This window comes from Streptomyces sp. NPDC079020 (genome assembly GCF_044542225.1).
Classification (GTDB): Bacteria; Actinomycetota; Actinomycetes; order Streptomycetales; family Streptomycetaceae; genus Streptomyces.
This window is the reverse complement of sequence record NZ_JBITUB010000006.1, coordinates 177,958-198,979: the sequence shown is the minus strand read 5'-3', so window position 1 is coordinate 198,979 and position 21,022 is coordinate 177,958. Positions and strand designations below refer to the sequence as shown.

Annotated in this window: 14 protein-coding genes; 9 read left to right on the top strand and 5 right to left on the bottom strand. The window is 73.3% G+C overall.

Annotated elements, in window-relative coordinates:
- Positions 1-88 precede the first annotated feature (88 nt).
- Positions 89-2,527 (top strand): DNA helicase PcrA, encoded by a 2,439-nt coding sequence (pcrA, locus tag ACIGJO_RS14855; protein ID WP_399957454.1) that lies wholly within the window; start codon positions 89-91, stop codon positions 2,525-2,527.
- A 142-nt stretch (positions 2,528-2,669) separates the two neighbouring features.
- Here the strand turns inward: pcrA and ACIGJO_RS14850 are convergent, their stop codons facing one another.
- On the bottom strand, positions 2,670-4,367 hold the full coding sequence (locus ACIGJO_RS14850; protein WP_399957451.1) for a peptidoglycan DD-metalloendopeptidase family protein: 1,698 nt from the start codon (positions 4,365-4,367) through the stop codon (positions 2,670-2,672).
- A 561-nt stretch (positions 4,368-4,928) separates the two neighbouring features.
- On the opposite strand from ACIGJO_RS14850, the gene ACIGJO_RS14845 reads away from it, so the two are divergent.
- A complete protein-coding gene (locus tag ACIGJO_RS14845; protein WP_399957448.1) occupies positions 4,929-5,342 on the top strand; it encodes a cobalamin B12-binding domain-containing protein in 414 nt (137 codons plus the stop codon).
- A gap of 33 nt (positions 5,343-5,375) precedes the next feature.
- Here the strand turns inward: ACIGJO_RS14845 and ACIGJO_RS14840 are convergent, their stop codons facing one another.
- Positions 5,376-7,109 carry a DUF5691 domain-containing protein gene (locus ACIGJO_RS14840; protein WP_399957445.1) on the bottom strand — a complete coding sequence of 578 codons (1,734 nt, stop codon included), beginning with the start codon at positions 7,107-7,109 and terminating at the stop codon, positions 5,376-5,378.
- Between the two features lie 93 nt (positions 7,110-7,202).
- On the bottom strand, positions 7,203-8,654 hold the full coding sequence (locus ACIGJO_RS14835) for an SWIM zinc finger family protein (protein WP_399957442.1): 1,452 nt from the start codon (positions 8,652-8,654) through the stop codon (positions 7,203-7,205).
- A gap of 168 nt (positions 8,655-8,822) precedes the next feature.
- Here ACIGJO_RS14835 and ACIGJO_RS14830 point away from each other — a divergent pair, with 168 nt between their 5' ends.
- The 6 genes from ACIGJO_RS14830 to sucD all read left to right on the top strand — a co-directional run bounded on the left by ACIGJO_RS14830 (position 8,823) and on the right by sucD (position 16,484).
- A complete protein-coding gene (locus tag ACIGJO_RS14830; RefSeq protein ID WP_399958145.1) occupies positions 8,823-9,251 on the top strand; it encodes an MmpS family transport accessory protein in 429 nt (142 codons plus the stop codon).
- 109 nt (positions 9,252-9,360) lie between these two features.
- Positions 9,361-10,473, top strand: coding sequence for an AAA family ATPase (locus ACIGJO_RS14825; protein WP_399957439.1), 1,113 nt, complete (start codon positions 9,361-9,363; stop codon positions 10,471-10,473).
- Positions 10,470-12,896, top strand: coding sequence for a DUF5682 family protein (locus ACIGJO_RS14820; RefSeq protein ID WP_399957436.1), 2,427 nt, complete (start codon positions 10,470-10,472; stop codon positions 12,894-12,896). The genes ACIGJO_RS14825 and ACIGJO_RS14820 overlap by 4 nt, the downstream gene beginning before the upstream one ends.
- Before the next feature lie 53 nt (positions 12,897-12,949).
- Positions 12,950-14,152, top strand: a complete 1,203-nt coding sequence (locus ACIGJO_RS14815; RefSeq protein ID WP_399957432.1) for a VWA domain-containing protein — start codon at positions 12,950-12,952, stop codon at positions 14,150-14,152.
- Positions 14,153-14,396: 244 nt separating this feature from the next.
- Positions 14,397-15,578, top strand: coding sequence for an ADP-forming succinate--CoA ligase subunit beta (gene sucC / locus ACIGJO_RS14810; RefSeq protein WP_399957429.1), 1,182 nt, complete (start codon positions 14,397-14,399; stop codon positions 15,576-15,578).
- Positions 15,579-15,599: 21 nt separating this feature from the next.
- Complete coding sequence (gene sucD / locus ACIGJO_RS14805; protein WP_329946473.1) at positions 15,600-16,484, top strand: succinate--CoA ligase subunit alpha; 885 nt, start codon at positions 15,600-15,602, stop codon at positions 16,482-16,484.
- A gap of 212 nt (positions 16,485-16,696) precedes the next feature.
- Here sucD and ACIGJO_RS14800 read toward each other — a convergent pair whose 3' ends face one another.
- Positions 16,697-18,145, bottom strand: a complete 1,449-nt coding sequence (locus ACIGJO_RS14800) for a helix-turn-helix domain-containing protein (protein WP_399957426.1) — start codon at positions 18,143-18,145, stop codon at positions 16,697-16,699.
- A gap of 125 nt (positions 18,146-18,270) precedes the next feature.
- Here ACIGJO_RS14800 and ACIGJO_RS14795 point away from each other — a divergent pair, with 125 nt between their 5' ends.
- Positions 18,271-20,133: a DUF6350 family protein gene (locus tag ACIGJO_RS14795; RefSeq protein ID WP_399958142.1), complete on the top strand. Its 1,863-nt coding sequence runs from the start codon at positions 18,271-18,273 to the stop codon at positions 20,131-20,133.
- Here ACIGJO_RS14795 and ACIGJO_RS14790 read toward each other — a convergent pair.
- Positions 20,123-21,016: a hypothetical protein gene (locus ACIGJO_RS14790; protein ID WP_399957423.1), complete on the bottom strand. Its 894-nt coding sequence runs from the start codon at positions 21,014-21,016 to the stop codon at positions 20,123-20,125. The genes ACIGJO_RS14795 and ACIGJO_RS14790 overlap by 11 nt on opposite strands.
- Positions 21,017-21,022: the final 6 nt, after the last annotated feature.

The following is a 21,022-nucleotide window of genomic DNA, read 5'->3' as shown; positions in this document are numbered from 1 at the left end:
CGCCCGTTCTCCGTGCGTGCCCGCCCGGCCGTCCTCGTACCCGATGCGGCCACGGACTGTCGGTGCGGCGGCCTAGACTCGTCAAGCGATGAGCAGCCTCTTTGACGACAGCTTCCTGACCGGCCTCCAGCACTCGGAGGAAGGGCCCCCGCCGCCTCCCGAGGACCACGCACCCGAAGCGGTGCCGGAGGGTCTCTTCGAGGGCGTCTTCGACGCGCCCCCGCCGCCCCGCGACGGCTATTACCGCGACGGCGCCCCGCGGCCGGTCATCGACGCCGCCGCGCTGCTCGACGGGCTGAACACCGAGCAGCGCGCCGCCGTGGTGCACGCCGGTTCGCCGCTGCTCATCGTCGCCGGGGCCGGCTCGGGCAAGACCCGGGTGCTGACCCACCGGATCGCCCATCTGCTCGCCGAGCGCGGGGTGCACCCCGGCCAGATCCTCGCGATCACCTTCACCAACAAGGCCGCGGGCGAGATGAAGGAGCGTGTCGAGCAGCTCGTCGGCCCGCGCGCCAACGCCATGTGGGTCATGACCTTCCACAGCGCGTGCGTGCGGATCCTGCGCCGCGAGTCGAAGAAGCTCGGCTTCACCTCGTCGTTCTCGATCTACGACGCCGCCGACTCCAAGCGGCTGATGGCCCTGGTCTGCCGCGATCTGGACCTCGATCCCAAGCGCTACCCGCCGAAGTCGTTCACGGCCAAGGTCTCCAACCTGAAGAACGAGCTGATCGACGAGGAGACCTTCGCCGGCCAGGCCGCCGACGGTTTCGAGAAGACGCTGGCCCAGGCGTACGCGCTGTACCAGGCACGGCTGCGCGAGGCCAACGCCCTGGACTTCGACGACATCATCATGACGACGGTCCATCTGCTCCAGGCCTTCCCCGATGTCGCCGAGCACTACCGCCGCCGCTTCCGCCATGTCCTGGTCGACGAGTACCAGGACACCAACCACGCGCAGTACACCCTCGTGCGCGAGCTGGTCGGCCCGTCCGGCGAGGGGGACGCACCCGCCGAGCTGTGTGTCGTCGGTGACGCGGACCAGTCGATCTACGCCTTCCGGGGCGCGACCATCCGCAACATCCTCCAGTTCGAGGAGGACTACCCGAACGCCACCACGATCCTGCTGGAGCAGAACTACCGCTCCACGCAGACGATCCTCTCCGCCGCCAACGCGGTGATCGAGCGGAACGAGAGCCGCCGCCCCAAGAATCTCTGGACGAACGCCGGCAGTGGCGCCCGGATCACCGGCTATGTCGCCGACACCGAGCACGACGAGGCACAGTTCGTCGCCGACGAGATCGACCGGCTGACGGACGCGGGCGACGCGAAGGCGGGCGATGTCGCCGTCTTCTACCGGACGAACGCCCAGTCACGCGTCTTCGAAGAGATCTTCATCCGCGTCGGGCTGCCCTACAAGGTCGTCGGCGGCGTGCGCTTCTACGAGCGCAAGGAGGTCAGGGACGTCCTGGCCTACCTCCGGGTCCTCGCCAACCCCGAGGACACCGTCCCCCTGCGCCGCATCCTGAACGTGCCCAAGCGGGGCATCGGCGACCGCGCCGAAGCGATGATCGACGCGCTGTCGCTGCGCGAGAAGATCTCCTTCCCGCAGGCGCTGCGCCGCGTCGACGAGGCGTACGGCATGGCGGCCCGCTCGGCCAACGCCGTGAAGCGCTTCAACACGCTCATGGAGGAGCTGCGCACGATCGTCGAGTCAGGCGCCGGACCGGCTGTCGTGCTGGAGGCCGTCCTGGAGCGGACCGGCTATCTCGCCGAGCTCCAGGCCTCCACGGACCCGCAGGACGAGACCCGTATCGAGAACCTCCAGGAGCTCGCCGCCGTCGCCCTCGAATTCGAGCAGGAGCGCGGCGACGAGGAGGGCGCGGGCACCCTCGCCGAATTCCTGGAGAAGGTCGCGCTGGTCGCCGACTCGGACCAGATCCCGGACGAGGACGAGGACGGCTCCGGCGTCATCACGCTGATGACGCTGCACACGGCCAAGGGCCTCGAATTCCCCGTGGTGTTCCTGACCGGGATGGAGGACGGCGTCTTCCCGCACATGCGGGCCCTGGGCCAGACCAAGGAGCTGGAGGAGGAGCGGCGGCTCGCCTACGTCGGCATCACCCGCGCCCGCGAGCGGCTCTATCTGACCCGGGCCGCGATGCGCAGCGCCTGGGGCCAGCCCTCGTACAACCCGCCGTCGCGGTTCCTGGAGGAGATCCCGGAGCAGCACCTGGAGTGGAAGCGGAAGGGGCCGATGGCGGCTCCGGCCGGTCCGACCTCGGGCATCACGTCCTCGCTGTCCTCGTCCCGCTCGCGCTCCGGCCCGTCCGGCTTCGCGACCCGTCGCAGCTCGGACAAGCCGGTGGTCACGCTGGTGGTGGGGGACCGGGTCACGCACGACCAGTTCGGTCTGGGCACGGTGACGGCCGTCGAGGGCTTCGGGGACCAGGCGAAGGCCACGGTGGACTTCGGCGACGAGCGGCCCAAGAAGCTGCTCCTGCGGTACGCGCCGGTCGAGAAGCTGTAGGCGGGGAAGCGGCGGACGGAGAACGCCAGGGGGCGGGGTGGCCTCGGCCACCCCGCCCCCTGGCGTATCGGAGTCTTCTCGGCCTGAGCCCCCTCGGGCGAGGGGACGCTCTGGCCTTGGGGACGCTCTGGCCCCGGGCCGCTCAGGTCGGGTTGAGCCCGTGGCTGCGGAGCCACGCCAGCGGGTCGATCGCCGAGCCGCCGCCGGGCCGGACCTCGAAGTGGAGGTGCGCGCCCGTCGAGTTGCCCGAATCCCCGGCGTACCCGATGACGTCACCGGCCTTCACCGGGCCCGAGCGGATCCTGGTGCTGCTGAGGTGGCAGTACCAGGTCTCGGTGCCATCGGCCATGGTCACGATCACCATGTTGCCGTAGGCGCTGTTCAGCTGGGTGCGCACGGTGCCGTCGGTCGCGGCCATCACCGGAGTGCCGTACCCGACGGGGAAGTCGATGCCCGTGTGGACGGACATCCAGTTGACGCCCGCCTGGCCGTAGTAGGCACTGAGCCCGTGCTGCTTGACCGGCAGGACGAACTTGGGGCGCAGCGCCTCACGGCGTGCCGCCTCCTCCGCGCGCTTCTTCTTCTCGGCGGCCTGCCGCTCCTTCAGGTCGATGCGCTCCTGGGTGCGGCTGGCGCGGTCCCGGAAGTCGTCGGCATCGGCGCTGAGCCGGGCGAGCTGGGTGTCCAGCTTGTTGTTCGCGGCGACGGGCTTGACGGTGCTGGGGTCGGCGACCGCCATCGAGATGGTTTCGTCCTGCCTCTCCTCGGTCTCGCCGAGTCCGCCGACGGAGGCGGCCGCGATGCCCGCGACGCTCATGACGCAGGCGGAGGGGACGGCGACGGTGAGGAGTGCGGACCGCTTGGCGGGGGAACGGCGCCGCGCGCGGCTGCGGGAGGCGGAGCGGGCCACCGGCCGGGGGGAGTCGACGGCACGCTCCATGGTGACGGTGCCGAGCTTGTCGATGCCGACGCCGGGATCGGCATCGAGGTCGTCCGCCCTGTACACGTCGGTCCCGGCATCGCTGCTCGCGGACTCCTGGGCCTCGGGCTCCAGGGCGGCGAACTCCGCCGTCGCCGGCGCCTCGGGCAGTGCCTCCGACGGCGCTCCGGCCGTCTCGTGGGAGGCCGTCCGCTGTTCGTACAGCGGGTAGGACGTCTGTTCTGGGTCGTACGGCGCGCTCCCGGGCGTGGCGCCGGAGTTCCAGGCGGTGGCGTCGTAGGCGCCGGAGTCGTACGTTCCGGTGCCGTAGGCCGTCGTCGCCGCCGCATAGGAACCTGTGTCGTAGGTCCCGGTGTCGTACGCCCCGGTCCCGTACGGAGCGGTCCCGTACGCGCCCGTTTCGTGCGTGCCCGTGTCGTGCGTGCGGACATCGTACGAACCCGTGTCGTACGGCGCGGTGCTGAAGGTCGTGGTGGGGAACGCGCCCGTGTCGGTCGCCGCCCACTGGCCGGTCTGCTGCCCGCCGGTCTGCTGCCAGGAGGTGCTGTCCCACTGGCCCGAGACGTCGGGGGCGCCCGCCTGCGCCGGGATCCCCGGCTCGGAGGGCCAGGCGGCCGAAGCGTCGTACGGCTGCTGGGGCTGCGCCTGGGGGGTGCAGGCGTCGTACGGGGCGCTCTGCTGCGCGCCCGTGGCCCACTGGGTGGCGTCGTACTGGCCGCTGTGGTCCGGGGCGCCGGTGGCGTACGCGGCGTCGTAGCCGCTGTACCCCGTCGTGTAGCCCGTGTGGAAACTGCTGTCTTGACCGTCCGGAAGTACACCGAAGAGCGGATCGGTGTCGAAGCTGCCGGTTGACTCACCGTCGTATCCGACGTGTCCGGCGTGGGGGTGCTGGTCGTTCACCAACTTCTCTCTCGCCTCGGCAGCAGGACCTGCTCCGGGGGTCCGGTGGAGGGACCCCAGGGGGAAAGCAGTGGCCGCGACTGTACCCGGCGGTACGTGACGACGACAATCTTCGGCAGGTTTTGGGCCCCAGGAAACGGGCAATCAGCCGCCTTTCGGTGGACCGCCTACGCAGCCTTGGCCCTTTGTTCGAGAAGTGTTCTATTCGGCGGGGCGCAAGCGCGGACAGCCGTGCCGCGAGTGGGCTCGGCGCGGCGGTACGAGGGCGGCACGGCGGCTGCGAGGGCGGTGCGGCGGGGGCAGTGGCTGCCGGTGGGCCGTACCACCGTGCCGCGCGGCTGGCGGCACGGTGGTACGGCGACCTCATAGCGGCACCCCTCGCGCCCGTACCCGCGCGGTGAAGGGGTGTCCCGTGGGGCGGGGAACGGCGCGTGGCAAGCGTGTCCCCCATGTGATTTCCCCCTCCCCGTCCACCGCGAAACGGCGGCTTGCGGGATGCTGTGGATAACGTTCGTTCACATCCCCGGCCCTTCAGGCGCGGGAGACCATGTGGAGGCAGTGATGGGTGTGACCGGTCCGATTCGTGTGGTGGTGGCCAAGCCGGGACTCGACGGCCACGACCGTGGAGCCAAGGTGATCGCGCGGGCGCTGCGGGATGCCGGTATGGAGGTCATCTATACCGGGCTGCACCAGACCCCCGAGCAGATCGTGGACACGGCGATCCAGGAGGACGCCGACGCGATCGGTCTCTCGATCCTTTCCGGGGCGCACAACACGCTCTTCGCGAAGGTGATCGAACTCTTGAAGGAGCGCGACGCGGAGGACATCAAGGTGTTCGGCGGCGGCATCATTCCCGAGGCGGACATCGCGCCGCTGAAGGAACAGGGTGTCGCGGAGATCTTCACTCCCGGCGCGACGACGGCCTCGATCGTCACCTGGGTGAACGCCAACGTCCGTCAGCCCGCGGAAGCCTGAACCGGCCCGGCGGATGCCCGCCGGACTGGCTGCTCAGGCCAGTTCGGCATCCATCGCCGCCCGCAGACGCAGCGTGGAGACCAGTCGCTGGAAGGCCTCCGACCAGTAGCCGCCCGCCCCCGGCGACGCGCCTTCCGGCTCGTCCCGGGTGGCCGTGAGGACCTCCAGGCGATCCGCCTCCACCGGGTCCAGACAGCGCTCGGCGAGTCCCATCACCCCGCTGAAGCTCCACGGGTAACTCCCCGCGTCCCGGGCGATGTCGAGCGCGTCGACCACCGAACGGCCGAGGGGCCCGGCCCAGGGCACCGCGCAGACACCGAGCAGCTGAAAGGCCTCGGACAGTCCGTGCGCGGCTATGAAATCCGCGACCCACCCCGCGCGTTCGGCGCCGGGCAGGGTGACCAGGAGCTTCGAACGCTCGGCGAGCGAGGCCGTCCCGGGGCCGTTGGACGGGGGTGTCGAGGGGGCGCCGAGCAGCGCTCGGGCCCACTCCGCGTCCCTCTGCCGCACCGCTGCCCGGCACCAGGCCGCGTGCAGTTCCCCGGCCCAGTCGTCGGCGACGGGCAGGGCCACGATCTCCCGCGCCGTACGTCCCCCGAACTGCTGGTGCCAGACGGTCAGCGGGGCCGCCTCCGCCAGCTGGCCGAGCCACCAGGACCGTTCCCCGCGTCCGGCCGGCGGGACCGGCACCACACCGTCGCGCTGCATCCCGCTGTCGCACTCGTGCGGGGCCTCCACGGCGATGGAGGCACCGCCGCCCGTACGGTCGGGGTTCACGCACGAGGTCGCACGGGCCGCCATCCGCCCGGCGAGCGCGGAATCGGGCAGCGCGGACAGGAGTTCGGCGGCGGTCGACCGGACATTGCGGCTGCGGTCGGACAGCGCCTGTTCCAGGAAGGGTTCGTCCGCGCCGGACAGGCCGGTCCGCAGCGAGTCGAGGAACATCAGCCGGTCCTCGGCCCGCTCGGCGGACCAGGTGGTGGCCAGCAGGGCGAGCGCGGCGCCGGGGTCCTGCGCCCGTACGGCGTCCAGCAGCGCGACCCGCTCCGCGAACAGGCCCTCCTCCCACAGTCGGCGCACCGCCTCCGGGTCCGAGGTGCCGGGGCGCGGCGAGCCGCTGGAGGAGCCGCGCAGGGCGAACTTCCACTCCGGGTTCAGCCCGGCCAGCCACAGGCCGAGAGGCCCGGCGAAGGTGAGCGCCTGCGGGCGCAGATCCGTGCGGGCCCGCGCCGCGTCGAGCAACGGCGGCAGCAGTGCGGCCGGGGCCCGGAAACCGCGCAGATTGGCGGTGGCCAGCCACTGCGGGATGAGTTCCGTGAGGTCGGGCGTCGTGCCGCGCCGTCCGCCACCGGACGGCGCGGCACGGTCGGCGAGCAGCTGGGCGAGCCTGCGCCGGGCCGCCGCGGGCAGCGGTGGGCGCGCGTCGGCGGCCGCAGGGGCGGGCCGGGCGCCCGGACGCGCGGGCAGCAGCCCGGCCCTGCGCCGCACGGTGTGCAGCGCGGCGGCGTCCAGCAGCGCGGCCGGAGCGTTCGCCGCGCTGCCCGCCGGAGCGGGGCCGCCCCCGGGGGCCGGGGGCCGGCGGTCGGTGCCCAGCAGCGCCGAGGTGACCAGGTCCTCCCACGCCGTGGGCGCGGCTGTGACTGTGGTTGCGGACGCGGACGCGGACGCGGACCCGGTCCTGTCCGCCGACGCGGACATGTCCGCGCTCGTGTCCGGGGCTGTGTTCGCGCCGGTGTTCGTGTCGGTGTCGGTGTGCGTACGGGGCATCGGTCCCCCTCCGTGTTCGGTGGTCGCAGGAGTGCAAGAACGCGCGGCAAGCGGGAGGTTCACTGAGCCGGGGCGGGCCGGGGCGGGCCGGGGTCAGATGAGCGGTACAGGTTCCTCGGTGCCCGTGCCCGTGCCCGTGCCCGTGCCCGTGCCCGTGCCCGTGCTCGGGCTTCCGCTCCCGCCGCCGGGGCCGGCGCCCGTGGCCCAGGCCGCGAGCGGGTCGAAGCCCCGGTGGCCGATCTCGCCGAACACCGTGACCGGGGCGCCGCCGGAGAGCGCGACCAGCTTCCACAGGCCGGGCCGGGACAGCGCGGCCGGTGCCACGGGCACGGCGGACTCGGCCTGTGCGTCGGCCAGTTGCCAGCCGTCCCCGGCCGGCACCGGTATGACGTCGCGCAGGGTCACGGGGCAGGCCTCCAGCCATGGATCGTGCCGCAGGGCGTCCCCGTACGCGGCGAGCGCGGCGGCCGTACCGGCCCCCGGCGGAGGGGTCCCCGAGGGTGTCGGAGCGCCGAACTGACGGCCCAGCTCCGCCCTCGGCTGCCCGGACCCCGGATACGGCGTGAGCTCCGCCTCCAGCGTGACGCCCACGGGCAGGGCCTGGGCGGGCGGGCGCCCCGGCGCCCCGAACGAGAGCAGCAGCGCGGTGCGGCCCGACTCCCGCCCGTACAGCCAGATCCGGCGGGCGACGATCCTGCCGTCCGGGATGTCGTACTGCGCCAGGACCAGCCAGTGGTCACGGACCGGGGGACCCTCGGCGGCGGCGGGCAGCCCCACTCTCGTACGCACGGTCGCGGCCAGGCCGTCCGGCAGCCGGTCCAGGCCCAGCCAGGCCGTGTCCAGCAGATGGAGCAGCGCGCACTCCTCCAGCAGCCGTACCGGCCAGCCGGGACCGGACGCGGGTATCGCCCCCAACTCCCGCACCCGGCCCGCCAGTCCCGGGGCCTGGGCATCGACCATGCGGGCCGCGGTCTCCTCCCACAGCCCGTACCCCGCCCGGTCGGCCGACGCGAGTCCCCCTCGCAGCACATCGGCGAGGCGCTGCTCCAACTCCTCGGCGCCGCCGGTGATCCGCTCGGCCCGGCGCTCCGCACGCTTCCTGACGGCCTCCGGATCGGCCGGGCCCGGTGCCGCGTCCGCCGCCGGAGGGCCCTTCTCCGCCGCGCGCGCACGACGCCCCTGGAGCCACTCACCGGCCCACTCGGCGGCTTCCCCCGGCCCGATCGACGCATCGCCGCCCGCCCAGAGCAGCAGCAGCCCCAGCGCGTGCTTGCACGGGAACTTGCGGCTCGGGCAACTACACCTGTACGCCGGACCGGTGGTGTCGATCACCGTCCGGTAGGGCTTGCCTCCGCTCCCCTTGCACAGCCCCCACACCGCGCCCGAACCGTCGAAACCGCCGTCCGACCACGGCCCCGCCGAAGCGAGCTTGCTCCCCGCCTTGCGCGAGGCGTTGTCGGGAGCCAGGGCCAGTACCTGCTCCACCGTCCAGCGCGCCACCGGGCCGTCGGCGCGCGAGGGTTCTCCCCCGTGAGATCGCAGCATGGGAACGACGGTAGGGCGCCCCACTGACAATCGGCCGTGACCTGCGAACTCGGCGGGACCGCCGCGACTTGACTTTGCATTTCCTTTGCGTTTCTCTGCGGGCTCCGGCATTCGGACATCCGATCCAGGGGGGATCCCAGAATGAGCCGCTCCACCAGCACCACCCGTATGTCCCGCACCGCCCGTACCGCGGCCGGCGCGGTCGCGGTCGCCGGTCTCGTGTTCGGTCTCGGCGCCTGCTCCTCCGAGACGGTCGACGAGGCCGTCGGCAAGGCGGTCGACAAGACCGTGACCGAGAAGTACGAGGTCACCTATGAGGTCACCGGCACGGGCGTCGACGAGATCCAGTTCCACGGCGGCGAGGGCGAGGCCATGGAGCCGAAGCTCGAAACGGTCAAGGCGCCCGCGCTGCCGTGGAAGAAGACCGTGACGCTGACCGGCATCATGCCGCCCGCCGTCATGCCGTTCGCGCTGGAGGCCGGTGGCGCCGACGTCACCTGCACCATCACGTACAAGGGCAAGGTCATCAAGGAGGCCAAGGGCGAGGGCATGCTCGCGGCGGGCGGCTGCGTCGCCGTGTCCCCGATCGTCGGCTGACCCTTCCTCAACTGCCGTCCATCGGCCCTGACCTGCGGTCGGGGCCGATTGTCAGTGGCATGGTGCACCGTGGGAACCACATCAGGTCGACCGATCTGGAGGGGGAGCCATGACCGTGCCCGACACCACTGGAACCACCGAGGCCGAGGTCCTGCGGCCGCACGCCGAGGACGCGTTCGCCGACGAGCTGAAGGCCCTGGCCGCCGCCGACGACCGGCCCCGGCCCGTCCGCTGGCGCCTCTCGCCGTGGGCCGTCGCCACCTATCTGCTGGGCGGGACACTCCCCGACGGGACGGTGATCACGCCGAAGTACGTGGGGCCGCGCCGCCTCGTGGAAGTCGCCGTGACCACGCTCGCCACCGACCGTGCCCTGCTGCTCCTCGGTGTCCCCGGCACCGCCAAGACCTGGGTGTCCGAGCACCTCGCCGCAGCCGTCAGCGGCGATTCGACCCTGCTCGTCCAGGGCACCGCCGGGACGCCCGAGGAAGCCGTCCGCTACGGCTGGAACTACGCGCAGCTGCTCGCCCACGGCCCCAGCCGGGAGGCGCTGGTGCCCAGCCCGCTCATGCGGGCCATGTCCACGGGCATGACCGCCCGGGTCGAGGAACTGACCCGTATCCCCGCCGATGTGCAGGACGCGCTCATCACGATCCTGTCCGAGAAGACACTCCCCGTCCCCGAACTGGGCCAGGAGGTACAGGCCGTCCGGGGCTTCAACCTCATCGCCACGGCCAACGACCGGGACCGCGGGGTCAACGAGCTCTCCAGCGCGCTGCGCCGCCGGTTCAACACCGTCGTCCTGCCCCTGCCCGCGACACCCGACGCCGAGGTGGACATCGTGTCGCGCCGCGTCGACCAGATCGGCCGCTCGCTCGACCTGCCGGCCGCTCCCGAGGGCATGGCGGAGATCCGGCGTGTGGTGACGGTCTTCCGCGAGCTGCGCGACGGCGTCACCACCGATGGGCGCACCAAGCTCAAGTCCCCCTCCGGGACGCTCTCCACCGCCGAGGCCATCTCCGTCGTGACGAACGGTCTCGCCCTCGCCGCCCACTTCGGGGACGGCATCCTGCGCCCCGGCGACGTCGCCTCCGGAATCCTCGGCGCCGTCGTCCGGGACCCGGCGGCGGACCGCGTGGTCTGGCAGGAGTATCTGGAGACCGTGGTCCGCGAGCGGGACGGCTGGAAGGACTTCTACCGCGCCTGCCGCGAGGTCTCCGTATGACCGCGCGCACCGCGGCCACCGGGCCGCTGCTGCTGGGGGTGCGCCATCACGGCCCCGGATCGGCCCGCGCGGTTCTCGCCGCGCTGGACGCCGCCCGGCCGGATGCCGTGCTCATCGAAGGGCCGCCGGAGGGCGACGCGCTGCTCCCGCTCGCCGCCGATCCGCAGATGCGTCCGCCCGTCGCGCTGCTCGCCCATGCCGTGGACGACCCGGGTCTGGCGGCCTTCTGGCCGATGGCGGAGTTCTCGCCCGAGTGGGTGGCGATCCGGTGGGCACTGGCCCACGACGTCCCGGTGCGCTTCATCGACCTGCCCGCGGCGCACTCGCTGGCACTGAAGGAGACCGCGGCGGGTCCCTCCGGTCCCGGCGCCGCCCCCGACAACGCCGGGGGCACCGAGGGCGGCGAGGACGGAGGCGGCGGAGACGGCGGCGACGGTGCGGGCGATCTCCGGGGGCCGCTCCCGCCCGCCGTCGACCCGATCGGCGTCCTCGCCCGGACCGCCGGGTACGACGACCCGGAGCGCTGGTGGGAGGACGTCGTCGAGCACCGCGCGTCGGACGGCGCGCCCGCCGATCCACGGGCCCCGTTCGCCGTGCTCGCCGAGGCCATGACCGCACTGCGCGAGGTGTACGGGGACGGGGGCCACCCCCGCGACGCCGTACGCGAAGCCTGCATGCGGATCCAGCTGCGCGCCGCCCGCAAGGAGTTCGGGGACGGCATCGCGGTCGTCTGCGGCGCCTGGCACGTGCCCGCGCTCGCCGCCCGGACCACCGTCACCGCCGACCGGGCCCTGCTCAAGGGGCTCCCGAAGGTCAGGACCGAACTGACCTGGGTGCCCTGGACCCACCGCCGCCTCGCCCGGCACAGCGGATACGGCGCCGGAATCGACTCACCCGGCTGGTACGGCCATCTCTTCGGCGCGCCCGACCGGCCGGTCGAGCGCTGGATGACCAAGGTCGCCGGGCTGCTGCGCGCCGAGGACCGGCCCGTCTCGACCGCCCATGTCATCGAGGCGGTCAGGCTCGCCGAGACCCTCGCCGCCCTGCGGGGCCGGCCGCTCGCCGGGCTCGGCGAGACCACCGACGCCGTCCGGGCCGTGATGTGCGAGGGCTCCGACGTGCCGCTCGCCCTCGTACGGGACCGGCTCATCGTCGGCGAGAGTCTCGGCGAAGTCCCCGACAGCGCCCCCGCCGTCCCGCTGCAACGCGACCTGACACGGCAGCAGCGCACCCTCCGGCTCAAACCGGAAGCGCTGGAACGGGAGCTGGACCTCGACCTCCGCAAGGACACCGACGCCGCCCGCAGCCGGCTGCTGCACCGGCTCCGCCTGCTCGCGGTCGGATGGGGCGGGACGACCACCGGCCGGGGGAGCACCGGCACGTTCCGGGAGAGCTGGCGGCTGCGCTGGGAGCCCGAGCTGCATGTCCGGGTCGCGGAGGCCGGGGTGTGGGGCACCACCGTGCTCTCGGCGGCCACGGCGAAGGCCGAGTCCGAGGCCGCATCGGCCACCGCGCTGTCGGAGGTGACCGCCCTCGCCGAGCGCTGCCTGCTGGCCGAGCTGCCCGAGGCACTGCCCGTCGTGATGAGGGCCCTCGCCGACCGGGCCGCACTCGACGCGGACGTCGGCCACCTGGCCGACGCGCTGCCCGCACTCGCCCGTTCCCTGCGGTACGGGGACGTCCGGTCCACGGACACGGCCGCGCTCGGCGAGGTCGCCGCCGGGCTCGCCGAGCGGATCTGCGTCGGCCTGCCCCCCGCCTGCACGGGACTCGACGCGGACGGTGCCGAAGCGCTGCGCCGGCAGCTGGACGGGGTGCACACCGCGATCGGACTGCTCGCCGGGGCCGTGCCCGCCGGGGGACTGCGGGAGCGCTGGGCCGCCGTGCTGCGCAGGCTGGCCGGCCGGGACACCGTCGCCGGTGTCATCCGCGGCCGCGCCACCCGCCTGCTGCTCGACGAGGGACGGCTGGCCGAGGACGAGGCGGCGCTCCTCATGGGCCTCGCACTCTCGCCCGGCACCCCGCCGCCCGACGCGGCGGCCTGGATCGAGGGCTTCGTCGGCGGAGCGGCGGGCGGCGGCATGCTGCTCGTCCACGACGAGCGGCTGCTCGGCCTGGTCGACGCCTGGCTCACCGGTGTCCCCGCGGACACCTTCACCGATGTGCTGCCGCTGCTGCGCCGCACGTTCTCCGCCTATGAACCGGGCGTCCGGCGCACCCTGGGCGAGCTGGTCCGCCGGGGGCCGGCCCCCGAAGGACACCAGCACGGCGGCACCAACCCCGCCGCGCCCGGCTTCGGGCCCGGCCTCGACGGGGACCGGGCGGATGCGGTGGTTCCGGTGCTGCGGCTGCTGCTCGGCCTCACCCCCGGGCCCGCCGTGCGGGACGGGACGAGCGCCGGAAAGCTGGAGGCGAGCGCGTGACGGCGGACACGACAGGGGCGGACATCGTGCGGGAAACGGAAGGGGCGAGCGGGATGACGGCGCGGACGGCGGAGATCCCGGCCGACGGCGAACGGCTGCGCCGCTGGCGGATGGTGCTCGGCGCGGACAGCGCCGAGAGCACCGGGTGCACGCTCACCGGCAGGGACGCCGCGATGGACAGCGCGCTGGGCGCGCTCTACGGCGGCGTGGAGAAGAAGCCCGGCGGCCGCAACGGGAGCGAGCGCTCGGCGGGACTCGGCGCCTCCGCCCCGTCCGTCGCCCGCTGGCTCGGTGACATCCGTACGTACTTCCCCAGCTCCGTCGTCCAGCTCATGCAGCGGGACGCGATCGACCGCCTCGGCCTGTCGGCGCTGCTGCTGGAGCCGGAGATGCTGGAGGCCGTCGAGGCCGACGTCCACCTCGTCGGCACCCTGCTCTCGCTCAACAAGGCCATGCCGGAGACGACCAAGGAGACCGCGCGGGCCGTCGTGCGGAAAGTCGTCGAGGACCTGGAGAAGCGTCTCGCGGGACGCACCCGGGCCACCCTCACCGGAGCCCTGGACCGCTCGGCGAAGATCAGCCGGCCGCGTCACCGGGACATCGACTGGGACCGCACCATCCGGGCCAATCTCAAGAACTACCTCTCCCTTCCGGGCGAGGACGGGGCCGGCACCGTCGTACCCGAACGTCTCATCGGCTACGGACGCGCCGCCCGGTCCGTGAAGAAGGACGTCATCCTGTGCATCGACCAGTCGGGTTCGATGGCCGCGTCCGTCGTCCACGCCTCCGTGTTCGGCGCCGTCCTCGCCTCCATGCGCACCCTGACGACCCGGCTCGTCGTCTTCGACACGGCGGTGGCCGACCTCACCGACCAGCTCGACGACCCGGTCGACGTCCTCTTCGGCACCCAGCTCGGCGGCGGTACGGACATCAACCGGGCGCTCGCCTACTGCCAGTCCCGGATCACCCGGCCCGCCGACACGGTCGTCGTGCTCATCAGCGACCTCTACGAAGGCGGGATACGTGACGAGATGCTCAAGCGGGTCGCCGCGATGAAGGCGTCGGGCGTGCAGTTCGTGGCGCTGCTCGCACTCTCCGACGAGGGCGCGCCCTCGTACGACAGGGAGCACGCGGCGGCGCTCGCTGCGCTCGGGGCGCCCGCGTTCGCCTGCACCCCGGACCTGTTCCCGGACATCATGGCGGCGGCGATCGAGAAGGGACCGCTGCCCGTACCGGACAGGGATACCCCTCGGTAACCCCTGCCGACGTGCGGTTCCGTCCCGGGCGAGACGGCCACCGGCGCGACCTGTGACCGTAATCACCGCTCAGGTGTGATCTGCGATTTAGGGTCCTGTGGAGCGCGGGGATAACCTGCCGGATGGACATGCCGCGTACTCGGACACCGTGTGCGCATTCCTGGTGACAGCGCAGTCACGATGCCCTTCGCGGCACGCCCACGCAGAAAACCAACCGCGAGACCACTAAAAGGGACGGACGCGCGTGGACCTGTTCGAGTACCAGGCGAGGGACCTCTTCGCCAAGCACGGTGTACCGGTGCTGGCCGGTGAAGTCATTGACACGCCTGAGGCAGCCCGCGAGGCGACCGAGCGGCTGGGCGGCAAGTCTGTCGTCAAGGCGCAGGTGAAGGCCGGTGGCCGAGGCAAGGCCGGCGGCGTCAAGCTGGCCGCCACCCCCGACGAGGCGGTCGCGCGTGCGACCGACATTCTCGGCATGGACATCAAGGGCCACACGGTCCACAAGGTGATGATCGCCGAGACCGCGCCGGAGATCCTTGAGGAGTACTACGTTTCGTACCTCCTCGACCGCACCAACCGCACCTTCCTGGCCATGGCCTCGGTGCAGGGCGGCATGGACATCGAGGAGGTCGCGGAGAAGACTCCCGAGGCCCTCGCGAAGGTCCCGGTCGACTCCAACTCCGGCGTCACCATCGAGAAGGCCCGCGAGATCGTGGCCCAGGCGAAGTTCCCGGCCGAGGTGGCCGAGAAGGTCGCCGAGGTCCTGGTCACGCTGTGGGACACCTTCGTCGCCGAGGACGCGCTCCTCGTCGAGGTGAACCCGCTGGCCAAGGTCGCCTCCGGCGACATCATCGCGCTGGACGGCAAGGTCTCGCTCGACGAGAACGCCGACTTCCGCCAGCCCGGCCACGAGGCCCTTGAGGACAAGGCCGCGGCCGACCCCCTCGAGGCTGCCGCCAAGGCCAAGAACCTCAACTACGTCAAGCTCGAAGGCGAGGTCGGCATCATCGGAAACGGTGCCGGTCTGGTCATGTCGACCCTGGACGTCGTCGCGTACGCCGGTGAGAACCACGGCAACGTGAAGCCCGCCAACTTCCTCGACATCGGTGGCGGCGCCTCCGCAGAGGTCATGGCGAACGGCCTGGAGATCATCCTCGGCGACCCGGACGTCAAGTCCGTCTTCGTCAACGTCTTCGGCGGCATCACCGCCTGCGACGAGGTCGCCAACGGCATCGTCCAGGCTCTCGCGCTGCTTGAGTCCAAGGGCGAGAAGGTCGAGAAGCCGCTGGTCGTGCGCCTCGACGGCAACAACGCGGAGCTGGGTCGCAAGATCCTTTCCGACGCCAACCACCCGCTCGTGCAGCGTGTGGACACCATGGACGGCGCGGCCGACAAGGCCGCCGAGCTCGCCGCGGCTGCGAAGTAAGGGACGAGGGACTCCAACACCATGGCTATCTTCCTCACCAAGGACAGCAAGGTCATCGTCCAGGGGATGACCGGCGCCACGGGCATGAAGCACACCAAGCTCATGCTGGCTGACGGCACCAACATCGTCGGCGGCGTGAACCCGCGCAAGGCCGGCACCACCGTCGACTTCGACGGCACCGAGGTCCCGGTCTTCGGTTCCGTCAAGGAAGCGATGGAGAAGACGGGCGCGGACGTCTCCGTCCTCTTCGTGCCGCCGGCCTTCGCCAAGGCCGCCGTCGTCGAGGCGATCGACGCCGAGATCCCCCTCGCGGTCGTCATCACCGAGGGCATCGCCGTCCACGACTCCGCCGCCTTCTGGGCGCACGCGGGTGCCAAGGGCAACAAGACCCGGATCATCGGCCCGAACTGCCCGGGTCTCATCACCCCCGGCCAGTCCAACGCCGGCATCATCCCGGGCGACATCACCAAGCCCGGCCGCATCGGCCTCGTGTCCAAGTCCGGCACGCTGACCTACCAGATGATGTACGAGCTCCGTGACATCGGCTTCTCCTCCGCCGTCGGCATCGGTGGCGACCCGGTCATCGGTACGACGCACATCGACGCCCTCGCGGCGTTCGAGGCCGACCCCGAGACCGACCTCATCGTGATGATCGGCGAGATCGGCGGCGACGCCGAGGAGCGTGCCGCCGACTTCATCGCGAAGAACGTCAAGAAGCCGGTCGTCGGTTACGTCGCGGGCTTCACCGCCCCCGAGGGCAAGACCATGGGCCACGCGGGCGCCATCGTCTCCGGCTCCTCCGGCACCGCCCAGGCGAAGAAGGAGGCCCTTGAGGCCGCCGGCGTGAAGGTCGGCAAGACGCCGACCGAGACCGCCAAGCTGGCGCGCGAGATCCTCGGCGCCTGATCGCGCGCCGTGGCGGCCCGGCCGCCCCGGCACCGCGTCACACCGCACGGACGGCGCGGGCCCGTACCCCGGACAAGGGGTACGGGCCCGCGCCGTTTCCGTTGCGTCCGGTCGGGGAACGCGCACGGGCCGGGAAAACCGCTCTCCTCGGAACGCGCACGGGCCGGGAATCCGCGCCGCTCGCAAACGCGCGCCGCCCGGGAATCCGCCGGTCAGGGAATCCGCGGCACCAGCCGTTCCGGGCCGTTGGCGAACTGCTCGCGCAGTGTCCTGTGGAGTTCCAGGTCCTGGGAGGTGAGTTTCTGCGGGCCACCGAGCGGCGGGACGCCACCGACCCGCTCCGGGGGCGACAGCGGCTGCTCGTACCGCGTGGGGGCCGTGTGCAGGGTGAAGCCCGTCGCGCCGATGAGCAGCGCGGCGAAGGCGATGGCCGCCCGGGTCCAGAGCCGGGCCTTGCGTTCGCTTCCGGTACGCACGGTGCGCGCGGGTGCCAGGGCGGGCACCTGCCCGGCCAGGGCCAGCGCCCCCAGCTTCTCGTGCAGCAGCGCGGACTGTTCCGGCGGTGACGCGGCGCCCGCCAGTTCGGGCAGCCGTTCGGCGACGGCGGCCCGCGCGTTCATCAGCCGGCCCGCCGCCGCAGGGGTGCTCGCCTCGGTCTCGGCCGCGGTCTCCGGCAGATCCAGGCCCACACCGTCGTAGAGCAGCAGCGTGCGGCGGTACGAGGGGGGCAGGTCGAGCAGCGCGTCGCGCAGGGCCCGCCGGTCCGGTTCGGCGGGCGGTGCGTCGGGATGACGGTGCGCGCGGCGCAGCCGGTGCCAGGGCGACATGGCGTACTCGTACGCGGCGGCCCGCACCCAGCCCGCCGGGTCACGGTCCACGGCGACCTCGGGCCAGCGGTGCCAGGCCAGCTGGAACGCGCGCTCGACGGACTCGACGGAGAGGTTGCGGCGGCCCGTCAGCAGATACGTCTGGCGGACGAGTCCCTGGGCGCAGCCGCTGTACAGGGCGTCGAACGCCTCGGTGGGCGAGAGCCCGGTCACGGCGGGCGGGGGAGGCGAGGGGGGTGCGGCGGAGGCGGCGGGGACGTCGGTGATGTCGGGCGCGGGGGACTCCGCGCGGGTGGCCGTGGCCATCGGCCGGGGAGCGTCCGGCTGCGACGGTTCAGGGGCGTCCGCCGGCCCCGAAGCCTTCGCGGGCTCCGTAGCGCTCGCGCGCCTGGAAGCCTTCATGGGCTCCGTAGCCTCCGCCGGCCCTGAAGCTCTCGCGGGCCCCGACTGCCCCGACGGCTCCGAACTCCCCGGCGGTCCTGACGGCCCCGAAACCCCCGAAGCCTTCGGGGCCGTCGGGACCGCCGGCGGGCGGAACTGGCCCTCGGTGGCCGGATTCGCCCCGGTGTTCGGGGTGGTCAATGCGGGACGGGCGGCCCGAGCGGTCGGTGCGGCGTCCTCGGCGGAGGAGCCGATGAGCCTGGCGTACACCGTGCGCTTGCGCCCGCGCGGGCTCGTGCGCCCCGTCTCCCAGGAGCGGACGGTGGCACGTGTGACGCCGACCGCCGCCGCGACCTGCTCCTCGGTCAGCGATTTCGCCTCACGCAGCCTGCGGCGCTCCTTGGGGGAGGGCAGGGGGTCGGCAGCGGCCGTGTCGGTCGTGCTCCGAGTCATGGGTGGCCCCCGGCGGTGCTGCGCTGGGTGAAAAAGTACATAAACGTATATTGAGCGACACAGCGGCCGTTCGCTCGTTACACGGAAAAAGCGCGTGTCGTTGGCAGCATGGCAGCGTGACCCAAGTGACCGAGCGCAGCCCGATGTTGTCGGCCGAGCGGGGCAGGTCCGCCGCTCTGGCCTCCGCTTTTCTGCGCGGGGTGATCGCGGCGGGGCTCGGGCTCGGCGCGCTCGCCGTGCTTGTCATGGTGCTGTGGATCAGCTCTCCGTACCCGGACAGCGGACCCGGCGGAGCCCTGCACGTCGCGGCGGGGCTCTGGCTGCTCGCGCATGGCGCCGAACTCGTCAGAACCGACACCCTCAGCGGCATCCCGGCCCCCGTGGCGACCGTTCCGCTGCTGCTCTCCCTGCTGCCGGTCTGGCTGGCGCACCGGGCCGCCCGGGGTGCGGCGGACCCCGACGAGGGGCGCCCCCGGCTGTCCGCGGCCGGTGCCTTCGGCGCGGTCACGACCGGATATCTGCTGGTCGCGGCGGGTGCCGTGGCCTACGCGCGCGACGGTTCGCTGAGTGCGGACCCGGACACGCTGGCGTTCCCGCTCGCCGTCGTGGTGGCCGGCGCGGCGGCGGCCGGGGTGTGGACGGCGGGCGGGCGACCGCCGGGCTCGGTGCCGTCCTGGGCGCCGCTGTGGATTCAGGAGACGGTCGCGCGCACCCTGTTCCGGACCCGGGCCGAGGCGGTGTGCCGGTCCGCCGCGGCCGGCGTGATGGTGCTGCTCGGCGGCGGTGCGCTGGTGGTCGCGGCGGGGCTCGTGTGGCATCTGCGGGCGGCCCAGGAGGCGTTCCTCGCGCTCTCCGGCGACTGGCCGGGGCGGTTCGCGGTGCTCCTGCTGGCCCTGGCGCTCGTGCCGAACGCCGCGCTGTGGGGTGCCTCGTACGGGCTGGGGCCGGGATTCGCGCTCGGAACGGGGGCCACGGTCACCCCGGTCGCCTTCGGGGGGAGCCCGGCCCTGCCCGAGTTCCCGCTGCTGGCGGCGCTGCCGGAGCACGGCCCGGGTTCGCCCGCCAACTGGGCGGCCGCGGCCGTGCCCCTCGCGGCCGGGCTGGCGGTCGCCTGGTTCACCGTGCGCAGGGCGGTGCCGGAACCGGGGGTACGGGACGGGGCCTGGGGCGCGGGGGAGACGGCGCTGGTGGCGGGGCTCGCCGCGGTGGGATGCGGGGCCGGTACGGCGGTGCTCACGGCGATGGCCGGGGGACCGCTCGGCACCGGGGAACTGGCGGAGTTCGGGCCCGTGTGGTGGCTGGCGGGCCCGGCAGCCCTGGCGTGGACGGCCGCCATCGGCGTACCGATGGTGCTGCTGCTCCGGATGTGGCGGCTGCGGGAGCCCGGGAGGGCGTGGAGGTGGGGCGCGCCGGAGGAAGCGGAGGAGGACGGCCCGGCGGCGCCCGCTGCGCGACAGCCCACGCCTGCCCCCGGGACCGAGGGCGGCCGAAGCGGCGCACATGGCGGCGCGCGGGACGGTCTACGTGGCGGCGCGCGGGACGGCGCACACGGCGGCGCGCATGAGGGTCTACGTGGCGGCGCACACGGCGGCGCGCATGACGCGAACGGCGAGGGCGACGATGATGCCGCGCCGGAGACCGTCGCCGGGCGGTGGCGCCGGTGGCGGCGGAAGCGCGGGGCCGGGGACGGTGCGGAGGGAACGGGAGAGGCCGGCGGTGTGGCCCTGCCCGGTCCCGCATCCGCCTCCGGCCCGGTGAACCCCGCACCCGGGGCGGACGCGGGGTTCGAACCGTACGACTTCCTGCCGACCGATCCCTGGCACGACGGGAAGGAGGCCGGGGAGACCCGGTGGACTTCCCTCCGGCAGGGCTCCGGAGGACCCTTGGCCGGCGTCCGGCCGGAGCTTCCCGCAGGCCCGCCGGAGCCCCCTGCGGAACCGGGGGAGCCCTCGCCGGCCCAGGAGCCCGGCCGGGGGGCTACTTCTTGACGCCGAAGAAGGGCTCCAGAGGCTTCGGCAGCAGATCGTTGCAGGCCAGCGCCCCGGACTTGGTCAGGGCGTCGTTCACGCAGGTGTAGTAGTCGCGGTAGACCAGCTGGACCGTGAACGTCGTCGCGACGATCGAGAGCGCGAGGAGGGCGGTCACCAGACCGCTGACCGCCGCCGTGGTCTGCGGCCGGTTGCCGCCGCTCCGGCCGGCGGCCGCGGGCTGCGCGGCCCCGTCGCCCGCACCCGCCGGGCCGGTCACCGCAGGGCCGCCCGCGCCGGTGGCCGCTGCCGTGCCGTCCGTCGCGGAAGCGCTCCTGGGCTTGGCGCGCAGGGAGCTGATGGCCCAGTAGACGGAGAGCGCGCCCAGGAGCAGGGCGATCTCCGGGAAGTCGAAGAGGGCGAAGAAGAACGCCCACATACCGCCGAGCACCGCGTAGCGGGCGCGCCGCTGGGCGGGGTCGGTCGGGTCCCAGCGCAGTCCGCCCGGGTTGCCCTCGGGGCCGCCCTTGCCCCCGCCCGGCCCGCCGCTGCCGGGGCGGCTGCCGAAGCCGCCGGTGCCCCGGCCGGGCTGCTGGTCGCTCCACTGGCTGCCCCAGGCCGGGCGGTCGCCGGACGAGCCGTTGCCGGAGCCGTCACCCTCCCCGTTGCCGTCCCCGTTGCCGTCCCCGTTGCCGTTCGCGGGCGAGGACGGGTGGCGTGGCTGCCAGGGCTGGTCGGGCCGGTCCGCGGGCGGCGCCGCGAACGGATTGTCGTCGGTGGGCCCGGCGGAACCCGGAGCGCCCGGGGAATCCGGCGTACCCGAGGGGCCGGACGGCCCGGAGGAACCCGGCGTACCGGAGGAACGAGAGAGGCGGAAGGCGGTGCGGCGGCGTCGGTCCGGCATGTGGTG

Excerpts from the sequence above, each read along its gene's own strand:
- pcrA (WP_399957454.1), top strand. The coding sequence starts at position 89 with ATGAGCAGCCTCTTTGACGACAGCTTCCTGACCGGCCTCCAGCACTCG.
- ACIGJO_RS14845 (WP_399957448.1), top strand. The coding sequence starts at position 4,929 with ATGGGTGTGACCGGTCCGATTCGTGTGGTGGTGGCCAAGCCGGGACTC.
- ACIGJO_RS14840 (WP_399957445.1), bottom strand. The coding sequence starts at position 7,109 with ATGCCCCGTACGCACACCGACACCGACACGAACACCGGCGCGAACACA.
- ACIGJO_RS14835 (WP_399957442.1), bottom strand. The coding sequence starts at position 8,654 with ATGCTGCGATCTCACGGGGGAGAACCCTCGCGCGCCGACGGCCCGGTG.
- ACIGJO_RS14830 (WP_399958145.1), top strand. The coding sequence starts at position 8,823 with ATGTCCCGCACCGCCCGTACCGCGGCCGGCGCGGTCGCGGTCGCCGGT.
- ACIGJO_RS14825 (WP_399957439.1), top strand. The coding sequence starts at position 9,361 with ATGACCGTGCCCGACACCACTGGAACCACCGAGGCCGAGGTCCTGCGG.
- ACIGJO_RS14820 (WP_399957436.1), top strand. The coding sequence starts at position 10,470 with ATGACCGCGCGCACCGCGGCCACCGGGCCGCTGCTGCTGGGGGTGCGC.
- ACIGJO_RS14815 (WP_399957432.1), top strand. The coding sequence starts at position 12,950 with ATGACGGCGCGGACGGCGGAGATCCCGGCCGACGGCGAACGGCTGCGC.
- sucD (WP_329946473.1), top strand. The coding sequence starts at position 15,600 with ATGGCTATCTTCCTCACCAAGGACAGCAAGGTCATCGTCCAGGGGATG.
- ACIGJO_RS14800 (WP_399957426.1), bottom strand. The coding sequence starts at position 18,145 with ATGACTCGGAGCACGACCGACACGGCCGCTGCCGACCCCCTGCCCTCC.
- ACIGJO_RS14790 (WP_399957423.1), bottom strand. The coding sequence starts at position 21,016 with ATGCCGGACCGACGCCGCCGCACCGCCTTCCGCCTCTCTCGTTCCTCC.